The organism is Actinosynnema pretiosum (assembly GCF_002354875.1).
GTDB lineage: Bacteria > Actinomycetota > Actinomycetes > Mycobacteriales > Pseudonocardiaceae > Actinosynnema > Actinosynnema auranticum.
In genome coordinates, this window is the sequence record NZ_CP023445.1 from 2939258 (window position 1) to 2955447 (window position 16190).

Consider the following 16190-nt stretch of genomic DNA (forward strand, 5'->3'; position numbering starts at 1 on the left):
ACAGGAGACCGGACGACATGGTCGTCAGCATCGACGCGGACCTCGCCGACGCCATCGGGCCGGTGCCGCGCAGGCTCTTCGGCTCGTTCGTCGAGCACATGGGACGCGCGGTGCACACCGGCATCCACGAGCCCGGCCACCCCGCCTCGGACGAGACCGGGTTGCGCGGCGACGTCCTGGAGCTGGTGCGCGAGCTCGGCCCCACGGTCGTGCGCTACCCCGGCGGCAACTTCGTCTCCGGCTACCGCTGGGAGGACGGCACCGGCCCGGTGGCCGACCGCCCCACCCGCTTCGACCCGGCGTGGCACACGCTGGAGAGCAACACCTTCGGCCTGCACGAGTTCGTGGACTGGGCCGACAAGGCGGGCGTCGAGCCCATGTACGCGGTCAACCTCGGCACCAGGGGCATCCAGGAAGCCGCGGACGTCCTGGAGTACTGCAACCTCCCCGGCGGCACCGCGCTCAGCGACCGCCGCCGTGCCAACGGCGCGGAGCACCCCTTCGGCATCACGCTCTGGTGCCTGGGCAACGAGATGGACGGCCCCTGGCAGATCGGCCACAAGACGGCCGACGAGTACGGCCGCCTCGCCGCCGAGACCGCCCGCCTGATGCGCATGATCGACCCGCGCGTGGAGCTGGTCGTCGCGGGCTCCTCCAACGAGGAGATGCCGACCTTCGGCGAGTGGGAGCGCACCGTGCTCGCCCACACCGCCGCGCTGGTCGACCACATCTCCGTGCACGCCTACTACCAGGAGTTCGACGGCGACGCCGACAGCTACCTGGGCAGCTCGGTCGCCTTCGACCGCTACCTGAGCCGCACCGCCGCCATCATCGACGGCGTCCTCGCGGAACTGGGGCTGGACAAGAAGATCGGCATCAGCGTCGACGAGTGGAACGCCTGGGACCAGCGGCACTGGAACGAGGTCGAGCAGCCCGCGCTGCGCGCCCAGCCGCCCGCGCACCACCCGCGCGTCATCGAGGACACCTACACCGTCACCGACGCGGTCGTCGTCGGCACCCTCCTGAACTCCTTGCTGCGCAACGTGGACCGGGTCTCCATGGCGAACCTGGCGCAGCTGGTCAACGTCATCGCGCCCATCCGCAGCGAGCCCGGCGGCCCGGCGTGGCGGCAGACCACGTTCCACCCCTTCAGCCTCACCGCGGCGCACGCGACCGGAACGAGCCTCAAGCTCTCCGTCGACGGCAGCCCGCGCATCGACACCGCCCTGCACGGACCCGTCGACCAGGTCGACGCCTCGGCGACCTACGACGCCGAGACCGGTCGGGGCGCGGTGTTCCTGGTCAACCGCTCCACCACCGAGCCCGTCGAGGTGTCGGTGCGGCTGCGCGGGGCCGCCCTGCGGCTGACCGACGCCCGCACCGTGACGATCCCGCCCGGCGGCGACCGGCACACCGCCAACACCGAGCACTCCCAGCCAGTCGCACCCACCGCGCTGGACGGCGCGACCGCGACGGCGTCCGAGGAAGGAACGACACTGTCCGCCACCCTGTCCCCGCTGTCCTGGTCCGTGCTCGTGGTGACCGACCATGGCTGAGTTCACCATCGGGGAGCACGACTTCCTGCTCGACGGCCGGCCGTACCGCGTGATCTCCGGCGCGCTGCACTACTTCCGCGTCCACCCCGACCTGTGGGCCGACCGGATCGACAAGGCCCGCCGCATGGGCCTGAACACCATCGAGACCTACACGCCGTGGAACCTCCACGAGCCGGTCGAGGGCACCTACGACTTCACCGGGATGCTCGACCTGGACCGCTTCCTGCGCCTGGTCGCCGACGCCGGGATGCACGCGATCGTCCGACCCGGCCCGTACATCTGCGCCGAGTGGGACAACGGCGGCCTGCCCGCGTGGCTCTACCGCGACCCCGAGGTCGGCGTGCGCCGCAGCGAGCCCCGCTACCTGGGCGCCGTCAGCGCGTACCTGCGCCGCGTCTACGACGTGGTCACCCCGCTGCAGGTCGACCGCGGCGGCCCGGTCGTGCTGGTGCAGATCGAGAACGAGTACGGCGCCTACGGCTCCGACAAGTTCTACCTGCGCCACCTGGTCGACCTGACCCGCGAGTCCGGCATCACCGTGCCGCTGACGACCGTGGACCAGCCGACCGACGAGATGCTCTCGCAGGGCAGCCTGGACTGCCTGCACCGCACCGGTTCCTTCGGCTCGCGCGCCGCCGAGCGCCTGGCCACCCTGCGCCGCCACCAGCCCACCGGGCCGCTGATGTGCTCGGAGTTCTGGAACGGCTGGTTCGACCACTGGGGCGACCGGCACCACACCACCTCGGCGCAGGACAGCGCCGCCGAGCTGGACGCGCTGCTCGCGGCGGGCGCGTCGGTGAACATCTACATGTTCCACGGCGGCACCAACTTCGGCCTCACCAGCGGCGCCAACGACAAGGGCGTCTACCAGCCGACGATCACCTCGTACGACTACGACGCCCCGCTCGACGAGGCGGGCAACCCGACGGCGAAGTACCACGCCTTCCGCGAGGTCATCGCCCGCTACGCGCCCGTCCCCGACGACGTGCCGCCGCCCGCGAAGCCCGCGCCGGAGTTCAGCGTCGAGCTGGACGCCGGGGCGTACGCGCTCAAGGCCCCCGAGTCGTGGGGGACCTGGGAGCGGCACGAGGCGCTGCCCGAGCTGGACGAGCTGGAGTCCATGCCCCGCATGGCCCTCTACCGGACCACCGTGGACAGCGACGTGCCCGCGACGCTGGTGCTGGGCGAGGTCCGCGACCGCGTGTCGGTGTTCCTGGACGGCCAGCCGGTCGGGACCCTGCTGCGGCAGAACCACGAGCGCGCCCTCGGCCTGGACAGGGCCAGCGGCGAGCTGGTGCTGCTGGTCGAGGACATGGGCCGGGTCAACTACGGCCCGCGCCTGGGCGAGGCCAAGGGCGTCATCGGCGGCGCGACCCTGAACGGGAAGCCGCTGACCGGCTGGGACGTCCTGCCGATCGAGCTGGACACCCCGCCCGACGCTGCCGCCACCCCGGACGGCGGCGCAGGCCCGGTGCTGCGGCGCGCGCGGTTCGACCTGGACGAGCCCGCGGACCTGTTCCTCGACACCCTGGGCTGGGGCAAGGGGATCGCCTGGGTCAACGGCTTCTGCCTGGGCCGCTACTGGTCCCTGGGGCCGCAGCGCACGCTGTACGTGCCCGCCCCCGTGCTCCGCGCGGGCGCCAACGAGCTGGCGGTGCTGGAGACGGCCACCGCCGCGACCACCGTCGCGCACTTCAGGTCCGCCCCCGAGCTGGGGCACACGGAGGCGTGACGGACCGCCCCGCGCACCGCCCCTCGGTGCGCGGGGCTTCCCAAACCCGCCCCGGTTTCGACCGAACTCGGGAACCGACAACGATGTCACGCGTCGGAACGGGGGAGGACCGGGCGCGGTGCCGCGCGGGTCGGTGCTGACCCGGGGAGGAGCAGGCGTGAGTGCGAACCGCAGGACCCCGCTGGAGCCGGGAGTGCGCCGCCGCGTCTCCATGGCCGACGTCGCCAGGCTCGCGGGGGTGTCCGCGCAGACCGTCTCCCGCGTCGCGAACGGCCACGCGAGCGTCGTCGGGAGCACCCGCGAGCAGGTCCTCACCGCCATGCGGGAACTGGGCTACCGCCCCAACAGCGCCGCGCGGGCCCTGAAGTACGGCGAGTTCCGCACCATCGGCGTCATCCTGTTCACCCTGGCCACGGTCGGCAACAGCCGCACCCTGGAGGCGATCGTCGCGCACTCGGCCGCCGAGGGCTACGCCATCACGCTCATCCCGGTCGCGGTGCCCACCCAGGACGGCGTGCTGGGCGCGTTCACCAGGCTCGACGAGCTGGCCGTCGACGCGGTCATCGTGATCATGGAGGTGCACCTGCTCGACGCCGCGACCGTCACCCTGCCGCCGGGCGTGCAGGTGATCGTCGTGGACTCGAACGGCGGCGACCGCTACAACGTGGTCGACACCGACCAGGCGCACGGGGCCAGGTTGGCGACCAGGCACCTGATCGACCTCGGCCACCGCACCGTCTGGCACGTCGCGGGCCCGGAGGAGTCCTTCGCGGCGGAGCGCCGGGCGCAGACGTGGCGCGAGACCCTGGAGGAGGCGGGCCTGCCGGTGCCGCCGCTGCGCAGGGGCGACTGGTCGGCGGACTCCGGCTACCGGATCGGCCTGGAGCTGGCCGAGGAACCGGGCTGCACGGCGGTGTTCGCGGCGAACGACCAGATGGCGCTGGGACTGCTGCGGGCCTTCCACGCCAAGGGCAAGGTGGTGCCGCGCGACGTGAGCATCGTCGGCTTCGACGACCTCCCCGACGCGACCTCCTACATCCCGCCGCTGACCACGGTGCACCAGGACTTCACCGAGGTGGGCAGGCGCTGCGTGGAGCGCGTGCTGCGGCAGGTGAGGCACGAGCCGCAGGAGGTCGGCACGAGCCTGGTGCCGACGTGGCTGGTGCACCGCGAGAGCACGGCGCCCCCACCGGCCTGAGCCGCTGCCGAACCCGCCGGTCGGGGGACACTGCCGGGCATGGCTGAACGCAGCGAGGAACTGGCCGCCGAGCTGGTGCGCGCGCTGGTCCGCGACTTCCCCGGCGTGTCCGGGACCTGGCAGGTGCTGCTCGCGAGCGGGAACCTGTCCCACCACCCCGCGCGGCCCGGACTGGCGCCCGCGCCAGACCACCGCGAGCTGGCGCAGGCGCTGGAGATCGCGCTGCGCACACCCGGCGAGCGGCGGTGGCTGGTCCTCCGGGTCGTCCTGGACGGCGCGGGCGGCGGGGCGTTCACCCACACCTTCCTGCGGCCCACCGGCGTGCCCGCGACCTTCGCCCTCGACCCCGGCTTCCGCCCTGCGGGCAACCCGGCGCCCGGAATGCCCCGCCCTCCGGCCGCCGCGCCCCACCCCCGCCCCACCGATCCCGAGGTGCTGGAGCGGATCCGGGGGCTGGTGGCCGAGGCCGCCGCCTGCCACCGCGCGATGACCGGCCAGGACGCGGTCTTCGGCGAGCCGCGCACCGAGGCGGACCTGGTCGCCGCCGAGCAGCGCATGGGCCTGCGCCTTCCCGAGGACGTGCGCGCCCTCCACCTGGTCATCGGAGGCGACCCGCACGAGACCGGAATCCTCGGCGACTACGCGCTGCACCCGCTGGAGCGGACCGTCGAGGAGCACCTGCGGGGTGAGCCCGGCTGCTGGGACCACATCCAGGTGGACCTGTTCGACGGCCACGTCCTGCCGGAACCCGAACCGCTGGGCGCGGTCCGCACGCTGACGCGCAACGACTGGTGGGTCGTGATCGCCGCGGACCGCGGCGGCCACGAGTGCGCGGTCGACCTCGATCCGGGCCCGCTCGGCCACCACGGCCAGCTCCTCTCGCACGGCCGGGGCTCGGACGGCGTCGAGCTGATCGCCGAGTCCGCCACCGCCCTGCTGGCCGCCACCGTCGAGACCCACCGCCGGGGCGAGGAGATGAGCTACCCGCACAACCGGCCACCGGAGCGCTTCTGGTTCACCAAGCCGGGCGGCGACCTGGCCACCCGGCTCGCCGCCCTGCCCCAGCCCGAGCTGATCCAGGGCCTGTGCCTCAACGACCCGCCCGAGCTGGACCTGACCCTGCTGCGCGCCGTGCCGAACCTGCGGGAGCTGCACGTCAACCGCTCGGGCCCGGTCCGCCTGTGGCTGCCCGAGCACGTGGTGTCCCTGACCCTGGACACCCCGGAGGCCGACCTGGCCGCCCTCGCGGGCCACCCCGCGCTGCGGGACCTGGCCGTGCGCGGCCTGCCGGTCCGGGCAGCGCACCTGGCCGCGCTGCCGGAACTGCTGTTCCTGGACCTCTCGGACGCCGACGTGGTCGACGTGGAGTCGCTGGGGGAGCTGGACGTCCGCGTGCTGACCCTGAACGCCGCCCAGTGGTCGCGCCTGCGAGCCGCGGGCGCCCCGCCACCCCGCCTGGCCATCGCGCGCATCGGCGGACCGCAGACGGTCGAGGACGCGCTGGACTGGGTGAACTGGCTGACGAGCCAGGGGAATCCCGCGCCAACGCGATAGCGCCTCCCCGCTCCCCGTCCCGCGAATCCCGGCCGATCCCGTCGCGCTGCCACGGTTCCGCGCCCCGGTCGCGCACCGCCCGCCGGACGGCGCGCGACCGGAGGACCCGCTACCTCACAGGCACCGCCACGCGCCCGATCTCCCGCCCGCTCGCGTCGCGCGTCACCAGCTCCGCGCTGGCCGCGCCCAGGTCGCCCATCGCCAGCAGATCGCTCACCAGCACGAACGACCCGCCCGACAGCACGGCCTGGACCGGTGGCGCGTCCGGCGTCACCAGTTCCACGCCCGTCACCCGCTCGTCCAGCACGAGCCCCACCAGCGCCTGCGACGTGGTCCCGGTCTGCACCAGCCCGGATTCCGGGTCCAGCTCGGAGGTGAAGCTGTGGGGCTTCGGCACCGCGACCACCCCGCCCCCGAGCACCCGCCCTGGGGTGAGGTCCCACTCGGCCGCCAGCGGCTCGTGCGTGAAGGGCGCGTCGTCCGGCGAGCACGTCGCGAGCAGCTCGCCCATCCGCGCGACCTGCACCGACTCGCCCGCGCGCACCGGCACGTCCGGCCCGGCCGTCCAGAACTCCGGGTCGACGAGCGGCGCCTGCCCGTTCCGGCAGGTCCACGGCGCGCCCGCGCCCGCGTCCACGAGCAACCGCCGCTCCGCCGCGGCCGGAGGCGTCAGCGGCTGCTCGACCTGGATCTCCGCCGAGTCGCGCACCTCGTACTGGGCGACCAGCCCGCTCCCCGGCCGGAACTCGGCGGGCGCGAGGAAGATCCGGCCCGCCCGCGCCGGGTAGGCCGACCGCTGCCCGTCGAACAGCCCGAACGGCCGCTCGTCGGTCCCGGTGAACCCGGCGATCGTGCCGTTGGCGGTGGTGAACGCGACCGCCAGCTCGCCCGGATCGGCGACCGGCCCGGTCCAGCTGGTCGACCTCGGCGTGCGCTCGCAGAACAGCACCCCGGCGGGCGTGTCGTAGACGGTCACCACGACCCCGAGGTGCTGCCCGGTGACCAGCCGCGTCCACCCCTCGACCGGGGGAATCCCTTCCCCTTCCGGGCGACAAACGGGTTCTTCGCTCGACGGCCCCGTCTCCACCCGGTAGTTCTGGTTGTTGTCCGGCATCGGCAACTCCCGGACCGGGGACGGCGGCCCGCTGGGGCCGGTCGTCCCGAGGTCGGTGCGCAGCTCACCGACCAAGGCCGCCGCGAGTCCCGCGCCGACCAGCGCGAGCGCGCCCACCACGGCCGCAGCCGCAGGCACCCGGCGCGGCGATTCCGCCATGCCCTCGCGGAGCCGCAGCAGCGCCGCGTCGCGCGTCGCCTCGGGCAGCCGCCGCCCCGGCGGGGTGAACTCGGCGTCGTGCTCGGTCCCGTGCTCAGCCACGGTCGTCCTCCTCGGTCAGGTCGCGCAGGCGGGCGCGGGCGCGGGCGACGCGGGAGCGCACGCTCGCCTCGGTGATGCGCAGCAGTTGCGCGGCGTCGGCCGTGCCCACCCCGCCGAGCAGGCACAGCCGGGCGATCTCGCGCTCGGAGCGGGGCAGTCGGTCGACCGCGGCCACCACCCGGCGCAGCCGGTCCTCGGCGGCGTCCGCGTCGGCCACCCGCTCGGCGTGGTCGCGCTGCGGCGCGGGCGGTCCCACCAGGCGCAGCACCTGGCGCAGCCGCGAGCCGGAGCGGTGCTCGGCGCGCACCAGGTTCGCGGTCACGGTGTACAGCCAGGGCAGCGCGGAGTCGCGGGTCAGCACCACCTTGGCGCGCGAGCGCCAGGCGGCGAGGAAGACCTGCGAGAGCAGGTCGTCTGCCGCCGTCCACGAGGCGGTGAGCCGGTGCGCGTGGTTCCACACGGCCTCGGCGTGCCGTTCGAACAGCGCCGTGAACGCGGCGCGCGCGGACTCGGTCCGCTCGTGCGCGGCGCGGCGCCACAGCTCGGCGTCGCTCTCCCACGCCGCTTCAGCGTTGTCGGGTGGTCCCGCGCCGGGTTCCGCGCCGTCCACCACCTCTGAGTTCCGTCCCCTGGTCCCGGTCGTCACACCCGGCTTGAGTGTCCGTGCGGGGCGGGCGCTGCGTCGTTGTGCTGTGACGTGGCGCACATCTCACTGCGGGGTGGTCGCTGTTCCCCCTGACCGTGAATTTCCGGCGTCTTTTGACGAAACGCGGTTGCTCTGCCCCCTTTTGGGTCAAAATCGTGCCGCACGTTCGGGTGACGCACGCCGGAGTGGTGACCGGCGCAGCCCGACGGCGACCGAGGGGGCGGTTGGCTGTGGCTGGCGAGAATCCACTGGTGGCGCAGGCTCCGGCTGAGCCCGACGGGTTGTTCAACGCGGGGACCGGCGACAACGGGTGGGCCACGGGCATCTCGTTGGCGGAGTCGGCGATGGACACCTACAAGGGGTTCGCCGAGGGCAACTGGATCGAGGCCGGGCTGGGCACGGTGGGCCTGGTGGCGGACGTGGCGTCGTTGGCGGTGGACCCGTTCGGGACGCTGCTGTCGTCGGCGGCGTCGTTCCTGATGGAGCACATGCAGCCGCTCAAGCAGATGCTGGACTGGCTGGCCGGGAACCCGCCGGTGATCGACTCGTACTCGCAGACGTGGGACAACGTCGCGGAGGAGTTGAAGGCGGTGGCGGCCGACTACGCGTCGGCGGTGGCCTCCGGCACCGAGGGCTGGACCGGTCCGGCTGCCGAGGCGTACCACCGCGGCGCGGCCGAGCACGGCGACGCGCTCTCGGGCGCGGCGTCGGCGGCGGGCGCGGTGGGCACGGTGGTCGGGTTGATGGGCATGGTGGTGGGGTTCGTGCGCGAGTTCGTGCGCGACCTGATCGCCGACCTGGTGGGCAAGTTGATCGCGTGGGTGTTGGAGGCGGTGTTCTCCCTGGGGTTCGGGACGCCGGTGATCGTGGCGCAGGCGGTCACGGCGATCTCGAGGTGGGGGGCGCGGATCGCGGAGGTCGTGCGGAAGCTGTTGAACACGGTCAAGAAGGTCTCGCCGATGATCGCGAGGCTGGTGGAGGTGTTCGAGAAGATCGCCAAGGTGGTCGGCAGGATCGCGGGCAAGGTGACCGGGTTGGACGTGCTGCACCCGAGCAGCGTGATCCCCGGTGGTTTCGCGCGGCGCGGCGGCGGGGGAGGGGTGGACCTGCCGGGCGGCAGCGCTCCCGGCGGCCGAGGCGACGGCCCCGACGGTTCCGACGCCCCTGGTTCCCCCGGTTCCCCTGATTCCCCCGCGACCCCTGACGGTCCCGGCTCGGACACCCCGCGCACCGACACGTCCGCCGCCGACGCACCGGGCACCGCACCGCGCGGCACAACCCCGGAGTCGGGCACCCCGCGCCAGAACCCCACGACCGACGGCGGCCCCACCCCGTCGCCGTCGAGCCGTCCCGCCGCGGACACCACAACCTCCTCGCACGCCCCGGTGGACACCCCGACGTCCGCACCTCGCCGCGACATCGGCGACCCGGCGCCCACCTCCCCACGCCCAGGCCGCGACCCCGACCTGCCCGCAGCCAACACCCCGACCGGCACTCCGACCCACCCGAACACCCCCACCGGCGGCGGAACCACCCCGCGCACCGACACCCCGTCTTCCGCACCACGCGGTCAGACCACAACGTCCTCCTCAACCCCGGACGCCCCACCCCGCCCGACCCACCCCGCCGCCCCGCAGCACACCCAGCCCTCCCAGCCCCAGATCCCGACCCAACCCACCCACGCGGGCGGCACCCCGTCGCAGTCGGGCGGCGGCACCCCGAACACCACCCCGTCCAGCGCCCCGCGCCAAGGCGGCCAAGGCTGGACGGGCACGCCGGGCCACCGCGGCGACCTGAACTCGGGCGTCCCGACCACCCGCACCCCGGACCCCACCCGCCCGTCGATCCACACCCCAGGCCACACCGGCACGAGCAACGCAACCCCCGCTCACACCTCGCCGCCCCACACCCCGGCCACTCCGCCCCACAGCACGCCGGGCACCCCGCACTCCCCGAACACCCCAGGCCACAACACCACCCCGAGCGGCCCCCCTCACCCCACCCGTCCCACCGCCCCACCCCCGGACGGCGCCCGCCCACGCGCGGCAGACCCGTGGACCCCACCCCGCCAGGACACCCCGCCCCGCACCCCGGACGCGGGCCACCCGGACGCGGGCCACCCGGCCCCGAACCACCCCGCCGCGCCCGACCACAACCTCCCGCCCGCGCACCACGACACCCCGAGTATCGACGAGGCCCACGCCCACCACGGCGAAACCACCCCCTCAGGCGTCTCCCACCACCGAGGCGACCCCACCATGGGCGACCTCCCCCACCGAGTCCCCCCGGACCCGCGCTACTTCACCGCCGACGTCCACATCACCCCCGACGGCCGAGCCCGCATCGGCCCGAACACCTACACCCCCGAGCAGTACGGCGACCTCCTCCGACGCACCGGCTGGGACGGCCGAACCCCCATCCGCCTCATCGGCTGCGACGCAGGCTCCAACACCTTCGCCGACCGCCTGGCCCGCCACACCAACGCCGACGTCCTGGCCCCCACCAAACCCGCCTGGACCGACAACGCGGGCCGCGTCTACACCAGCGACGCCGAAATCGCCCCCGACGGCACCCGCCGCCCCCGAATCCCCCCGAACGGCGAGTGGAACACCCACCGCCCCGACGGCACCACCACCCGCGCAGGCGACGACGGCTACGTCCCCCAAACCCCGGACCACCACCGCGCCGACCACAGCGATGCGGATGGTGCCCAGGACCGCGCTGCTGACAGCACCGAACCTGATAACGACCAGTTGGACCAGCACGCCCCGGTCCCGTCGCCCAAGCAGTACCTGCCGGAAGTCACCCCGTCGCGAGTCGTCCACTACGACGGACCGACCCGCGGCCCGTCAGGCGACTACCCGCCGCCGTACACGCGGCCCGATGCGGATGGCCGTCCCGGCTCGCCCGTCGAGATCGACCTCGACGAGCAGCGTGGCCGCGTCCGCGATCCCGCTGGTCCGCCCAGGCCGGTGGAGTCCACCGATCCGAACGTCCCCGCCGTGCCGAAGCACCCGGACGTTCTCGATGACCACGTCGATCCGGCCACCGGCAAGCTCACCCCCGAGACCCAGTACACGGTGCGCAACCCCAACGGCACCAGGACCGACTTCTTCACCGACGCCAACGGCGACATCAAGTGGGCGCAGGCGACCTCGGGCACCAAGAAGGACGGCTTCAACCCCGACCTCGACTACCCGCTGCTGGGCGACGTCACCTACAAGGTCGACAACAACTGGGAGTTCCACACCAACCAGCACGGCCAGACCACCTCCGTCACCGGCGAGCCCGAGTACCAGAAGTCGGACAGCAACCGCAGGGACGACTCGGGCGGCTACAGCGCGCAGGGTCGCGCGAACAGCGAGGGCAAGGCCGCCTACCCCGAGGTCAAGTGGGCGGGCGGACACCTCGCGGCGAACGAGTCCGGCGGTCCTGGCGAGTACATCAACATGTTCGCGCAGATGAACGCCTCCAACAGCGGCCACAACAGGGAGGGATGGGTCTACGACGCGAGCTGGCGTTCCTTCGAGAAGGACTTGGCCGCCTTCGACGCCGCGCCGGGGCAGCGGATCTCCAACTACCAGGTGGAGATGGAGCGCCAGGAGAACGGGGTTCCCGCGCAGGTCACCATGCGCTGGACCCAGGAGGTCGACGGTCCGCCCGCGACCACGGAGACCTGGCAGGTCGATTTCCCGAACACCCCGGACACCGTCAACTACGCTGACCCGGTTCCCTATCGGAGATGACGTACCCAGGGAGGAGTCGGCCGATGCGCTTGGAGCGGGCCGCCACGGCGCTTGCCGCCGAGGCACCCCACGGTTGGACGCGGATCGACGTGGACGCCAAGGTCTGCACGATGATGCACATGTTCGGAGTGCGGGTCAGCTCCGACGGTGGGGGTGCGCCTCTGTCGATGCGGTTGCCGAAGGTGGTCGGCAACGACCTCGTCCGATCCCGGCAGCAGATGTACGAGCCGGGACGGGGGACGTGGTTGTCGGCGAGTTTGACCGTGTTCCCGGACGGCGAGCACCGGGTCGAGTTCAACTTCGACGAGGACCCCGCTTGGCGGCCCCCGCTGCACCCGGTCGCGTACGCCAGGGACCTGGAGGCTTTTCCGCGCGACGACGAGCACGTCCCGGACTGGCTCCGGGAGCAGTTGCGGCTCGCCGAGGTCGCCGAGGCCGAGCACCAGGAGCAGAGCGCGCCGCCGAGCGCGTAGCGTGTCGCCGACAGGGCCGGACGGAGAGGACCACTGGGCGTGGCGAAGAAGAAGCTCAACCCCTTGCAGCAGAAGGAACTCCTGGACGAGTTGACCGGGATGGTCCTGGACGCCTTGCCCCAGGACTGGGACTACCTCGAACTTCAGCACCACCAGGTCGGCAACCACCTGAGCCTGGCGGTCGGGCTCCGCGTCGCGGGTGGTGGGGGTCGGGAGTGGAACCCGTCCGATCAGATCTGGTACCTCTTCCAGGACCTGCGCAGCGGGATGTACTCCGAGGGGCAGGGGACCTGGTTCAGCCTCCTCTACAAGCTCGAACGGCCGGGCAGGTACTCGGTGAGCTACGAGTGGGAGCAGGAACCTCCTTTCTCCCCGCCGCCGCCTCCCGGAGATTTCGTCCTGGAGTTGAAGCGCTTCCCCCGCGAGCCCCAGTACGTTCCTGACTGGTTCCCGCGCGCTGTGGAGCAGACTGAGGCCTGACCTTGCCACGAGGTGCGAGTGGTGACACGGGACAGCACTTTGTTCGCGTGTCAGGCGAGGTGTCGGTGTTCGCGAACGTGGTCCGCATTTTGGTCACAGCGGAATCGGAGTACCCGCTATACCACGTTGCCACTGGTAAGCGGCTCGGTGAGGGCTGCGTGCTCTAGCCTCGACTGCGGGTTCTCCGACTCGACTCGTTCGTCCAACTCGGGAGTTCTGCTCGTGTCCCAGCAGGAGGGCCAGGGGCAGGCCGGGTGTGCCCTCGATTGGGTCGGCGGCAAGCTGCTCACGGTCGCGCCACCGGGGTGGGCCGTCATGGATCTGAAGGTGTTGTTCGCGGCTGACGTCGAGGACTTCGTCTTCGCCACCGTGCTCGGTGACGGGTCCTTGCTGCCGGTGGAGATGCCGGAGGAGGTGCGCGCTCCGTTCGTCGGCCTCCGCCACCTGCTGCACGAGCCCGGAGCGGGAACCTGGTTCTCGATCCGCTTCACCATGACTCCGCCTGACCACTACCGCGTGGACTTCAACTTCGACGTCGATCCCGTCTGGGACCCGCCGCTCGACCCGGCCGTGCTCGCCGACGACCTGCTCCGGTGGCCGCGCACTCCGGAGAACACCCCGCGCTGGGCCTTGGAAACGATGGGCGTCGAACCGCCTGCGCTGCCTGACCGGGTGGACTACGAGGAGCAGGCCAACCAGGTCAAGCGGGTCACCGACCAGTTGCGCCAAGTGCTGCCTGCGGGCTGGGGGTACGTGCAGGTGCAGTTCCGAGAGATCGGGCATCACGCTGAGGTGGCCGCGCTCGTGCAGAACGCCGTGGGCGCGGTGGTCCAGTGGAACCCGCCTCGCGCGGTGGCCGAGCGGTTCCGCGAGTTGCGCACCATGACCCGGCGCACCGAACACGGGCCGTGGTTCTCGGCGAAGGTGGAGCTCTCCGGCGATGGTCGGGAGAAGGTGTCCACGAACCGCACGGAGGAGCCGACCTGGGTCGATCCGCCTTCGGACGAGGCGTACCTCGTGGAACTGGGACTGCCCGGCTCGGAGCGGGCTCCCGACTGGCTCCGGGCTCGTTCGGTGTCCTGACGCTCACCGCGGAGCAGTTCAGGGTTTTCTGTTGTCGTGTCAAGGGAGGCCCTGAGCTGTTTTTGCGGGAGCCGCTTTGAGGAGACATCGTCAGGCGGTTGTGGGAGTAGGCCGCCGCAAAGATGTTTGCAGCAAGGTCGACGGCTGGAAGGCACGGGCGAACCGGGACCCCGCTGAGGGCTGACTCACGAGGAACGGCGAAAGCGGTGTCGGGCGTGGGTTCGGCGACTACGCTGGGCCGGTCCTTCGCGGGGGAGGGCGTTCCTGAGCGAGGGGTTGAATCGATGCACCTGGAGCGGGCTGTCACGGCGCTCGCGGCCGAGGCGCCCCGTGGGTGGACGCGGGTCGACGTGGACGCCAAGCTCTGTTCGATGATGCACGTGTTCGGGGTGCAGGTCAGCTCCGACGGTGGGGGCGCGCCTCTGTCCATGCCGTTGCCGAGGGTGGTTGGCAACGATCTCGTGCGGGCTCGGCGGCTGATGTACGAGCCTGGGCGGGGGACGTGGCTGTCGGCGAAGTTGACGGTGTTCCCGGACGGCGGGCACCGGGTCGAGTTCAACTTCGACGACGAACCGGCTTGGCGGCCCCCGCTGCACCCGGTCGCGTACGCCAGGGACCTGGAGGCCTTTCCGCGCGACGACGAGCACGTCCCGGACTGGCTCCGGGAGCAGTTGCGGCTCGCCGAGATCGCCGAGGCCGAGCACCAGGCGCAGATCGCCGCGTCGAGCGCGTAGCGCGCCCCCGGCAGCGCTGAACGGAGAGGATCGCCGGACATGGCGAAGCGGCAGAAGCTCAACCCCTTGCAGCAGAGGGAGATCCTGGACGAGGTGACCGGGATGGTCCTGGACGCCTTGCCCCAGGACTGGGACTACCTCGAACTTCAGCACCACCAGGTCGGCAACCACCTGAGCCTGGCGGTCGGGCTCCGCGTCGCGGGTGGTGGGGGTCGGGAGTGGAACCCGTCCGATCAGATCTGGTACCTCTTCCAGGACCTGCGCAGCGGGATGTACTCCGAGGGGCAGGGGACCTGGTTCAGCCTCCTCTACAGGCTCGAACGGCCGGGCAGGTGCTCGGTGAGCTACGAGTGGGAGCAGGAGCCCGCTTTCTCCGCGGCTCCGCCCCCTGACGAGATCGATCTGGAGTTGAGGCGCTTCCCGCGTGATCCGGAGTACGTGCCGGACTGGTTCCGGGTGCGTTCCAGCGCTTGATGTCCGGTGATGGGCAGGGGGAGCGGTTGTGATGAGCGAAGTGCTGGGGCCTGAGGAGCAGCAGGAGATCGTTCACGAGGTCGGCGGGGAGCTGGTGTCCGCTGCGCCTGCGGGGTGGCGGTGGCTCCAGTTGTCCTTCCGGTCCACGATCGGTGTTGACACCGCTACCTTCCTGTGCGCGGACGAGAGCGGTGAGCGGCGCAGGGTGGTGCCGCCCGTGCGGGCCATGCGGCTGCTCAAGCGGTTGCGCGGCGGGATGTACGCGGAGGGCGCGGGGGCGTGGTTCACCGCTACCGTGACGGTTGAACCGCCGGGGCGGTATCGGGTCGAGTACGACTACGACAGCGAGCCGGTTTTCATCCCGCCGCTCAGGGGGAGCGCTTACGCCTTGGATCTCGAGCACTTTCCCCGCGCGGAGGGGAGGATCCCGGAGTGGTTGAAGCGCAAGCTCGCGGTGGAGGCGTAACCGGCCGGGTGTCGAGGTGGCGTCATGAACTCACGCACCCGTCCTGCGAGAGCGGCCTCGTGTTCGGATTGGACATCCCGGGTGACCCGTTGGGCGGATTCCGGGGAACCCCGATCTGCTCTGGGCGCGGCAGCAGATGTGCGAGTCGGGGCGTGGCGCCGAGCGCGCAGTGCGCCGTCGGCGGCGCCGGATCGGGAGGGGGGCGGGCGTGGCGGAGTGGCTGAAGCTCAACCCGGTGCAGCAGAAGGAAGTCCTGGATGAGATGACCGGGGTGCTCCTCGAATCCCTGCCCGCGGACTGGGAGTACCTGGAGTTGGAGCACCACCACGTCGGCGCGCACCTGGGGCTGCGGGTCGGGTTGCGCGTCGCGGGTGGGGGGACAAGGGAGTGGTTCCCGCCGGAGGACGTCTGGTACCTCTTCCAGGACCTGCGCAGCGGCATGTACGCCGAGGGGCAGGGGACCTGGTTCAGCGGGTACTACAAGCTGGAGCGACCGGGCAAGTGCTCGATCAGCTACGAGTGGGAGCGGGAACCGGCTTTTTCCACGCCGGTCCCCCTCGAGGCGTTCGCCCTGGACCTGGAGCGCTTCCCGCGCGAGCCCGACTACGTCCCGGACTGGTTCCCCCGCGCCACCGGGCAGCCCACGAGCTGACCGCGTCCGCGAACCCCAGCC

The 16190-nt window shown here is 72.2% G+C and carries 14 protein-coding genes; 12 read left to right on the top strand and 2 right to left on the bottom strand.

The genetic code is table 11. From position 1 onward, the window contains the following. Positions 1-17: 17 nt before the first annotated feature. The 4 genes from CNX65_RS13065 (at position 18) to CNX65_RS13080 (ending at position 6040) form a co-directional block, all read left to right on the top strand. Positions 18-1556, top strand: a complete 1539-nt coding sequence (locus CNX65_RS13065) for an alpha-N-arabinofuranosidase (protein ID WP_096493028.1) — start codon at positions 18-20, stop codon at positions 1554-1556. After that, positions 1549-3288 (top strand): glycoside hydrolase family 35 protein, encoded by a 1740-nt coding sequence (locus CNX65_RS13070; protein WP_096493029.1) that lies wholly within the window; start codon positions 1549-1551, stop codon positions 3286-3288. Before CNX65_RS13065 ends, CNX65_RS13070 begins: the two co-directional genes overlap by 8 nt. Positions 3289-3445: 157 nt before the next feature. Continuing rightward, a complete protein-coding gene (locus CNX65_RS13075; RefSeq protein ID WP_198320465.1) occupies positions 3446-4486 on the top strand; it encodes a LacI family DNA-binding transcriptional regulator in 1041 nt (346 codons plus the stop codon). Between the two features lie 39 nt (positions 4487-4525). Next, positions 4526-6040: an SMI1/KNR4 family protein gene (locus tag CNX65_RS13080; RefSeq protein ID WP_096493030.1), complete on the top strand. Its 1515-nt coding sequence runs from the start codon at positions 4526-4528 to the stop codon at positions 6038-6040. Positions 6041-6149: 109 nt separating this feature from the next. Here CNX65_RS13080 and CNX65_RS13085 read toward each other — a convergent pair whose 3' ends face one another. Both CNX65_RS13085 and CNX65_RS13090 read right to left on the bottom strand, forming a co-directional pair. Beyond that, entirely contained in the window at positions 6150-7415 is a 1266-nt protein-coding gene (locus CNX65_RS13085) for a hypothetical protein (protein WP_096493031.1), read from the bottom strand. Further along, positions 7408-8025: an RNA polymerase sigma factor gene (locus CNX65_RS13090; protein ID WP_309141974.1), complete on the bottom strand. Its 618-nt coding sequence runs from the start codon at positions 8023-8025 to the stop codon at positions 7408-7410. Before CNX65_RS13090 ends, CNX65_RS13085 begins: the two co-directional genes overlap by 8 nt. 287 nt (positions 8026-8312) lie before the next feature. On the opposite strand from CNX65_RS13090, the gene CNX65_RS13095 reads away from it, so the two are divergent. The 8 genes from CNX65_RS13095 to CNX65_RS13130 all read left to right on the top strand — a co-directional run bounded on the left by CNX65_RS13095 (position 8313) and on the right by CNX65_RS13130 (position 16169). Then, positions 8313-11807, top strand: coding sequence for a PPE domain-containing protein (locus CNX65_RS13095; protein ID WP_096493033.1), 3495 nt, complete (start codon positions 8313-8315; stop codon positions 11805-11807). A 23-nt stretch (positions 11808-11830) separates the two neighbouring features. Beyond that, entirely contained in the window at positions 11831-12280 is a 450-nt protein-coding gene (locus tag CNX65_RS13100) for a hypothetical protein (RefSeq protein ID WP_096493034.1), read from the top strand. A 39-nt stretch (positions 12281-12319) separates the two neighbouring features. Further along, on the top strand, positions 12320-12760 hold the full coding sequence (locus CNX65_RS13105) for a hypothetical protein (protein ID WP_096493035.1): 441 nt from the start codon (positions 12320-12322) through the stop codon (positions 12758-12760). A 315-nt stretch (positions 12761-13075) separates the two neighbouring features. Continuing rightward, positions 13076-13843: a hypothetical protein gene (locus CNX65_RS13110; RefSeq protein WP_157767622.1), complete on the top strand. Its 768-nt coding sequence runs from the start codon at positions 13076-13078 to the stop codon at positions 13841-13843. Positions 13844-14127: 284 nt separating this feature from the next. After that, entirely contained in the window at positions 14128-14577 is a 450-nt protein-coding gene (locus CNX65_RS13115) for a hypothetical protein (protein ID WP_157767623.1), read from the top strand. A 39-nt stretch (positions 14578-14616) separates the two neighbouring features. Next, positions 14617-15051 (top strand): hypothetical protein, encoded by a 435-nt coding sequence (locus tag CNX65_RS13120; RefSeq protein ID WP_096493038.1) that lies wholly within the window; start codon positions 14617-14619, stop codon positions 15049-15051. Between the two features lie 31 nt (positions 15052-15082). Further along, positions 15083-15517: a hypothetical protein gene (locus CNX65_RS13125; protein ID WP_157767624.1), complete on the top strand. Its 435-nt coding sequence runs from the start codon at positions 15083-15085 to the stop codon at positions 15515-15517. A 208-nt stretch (positions 15518-15725) separates the two neighbouring features. Then, complete coding sequence (locus tag CNX65_RS13130) at positions 15726-16169, top strand: hypothetical protein (protein ID WP_096493040.1); 444 nt, start codon at positions 15726-15728, stop codon at positions 16167-16169. Positions 16170-16190: the final 21 nt, after the last annotated feature.

Excerpts from the sequence above, each read along its gene's own strand:
- CNX65_RS13100 (WP_096493034.1), top strand. The coding sequence starts at position 11,831 with ATGCGCTTGGAGCGGGCCGCCACGGCGCTTGCCGCCGAGGCACCCCAC.
- CNX65_RS13070 (WP_096493029.1), top strand. The coding sequence starts at position 1,549 with ATGGCTGAGTTCACCATCGGGGAGCACGACTTCCTGCTCGACGGCCGG.
- CNX65_RS13120 (WP_096493038.1), top strand. The coding sequence starts at position 14,617 with ATGGCGAAGCGGCAGAAGCTCAACCCCTTGCAGCAGAGGGAGATCCTG.
- CNX65_RS13065 (WP_096493028.1), top strand. The coding sequence starts at position 18 with ATGGTCGTCAGCATCGACGCGGACCTCGCCGACGCCATCGGGCCGGTG.
- CNX65_RS13125 (WP_157767624.1), top strand. The coding sequence starts at position 15,083 with ATGAGCGAAGTGCTGGGGCCTGAGGAGCAGCAGGAGATCGTTCACGAG.
- CNX65_RS13080 (WP_096493030.1), top strand. The coding sequence starts at position 4,526 with ATGGCTGAACGCAGCGAGGAACTGGCCGCCGAGCTGGTGCGCGCGCTG.
- CNX65_RS13115 (WP_157767623.1), top strand. The coding sequence starts at position 14,128 with ATGCACCTGGAGCGGGCTGTCACGGCGCTCGCGGCCGAGGCGCCCCGT.
- CNX65_RS13110 (WP_157767622.1), top strand. The coding sequence starts at position 13,076 with ATGGATCTGAAGGTGTTGTTCGCGGCTGACGTCGAGGACTTCGTCTTC.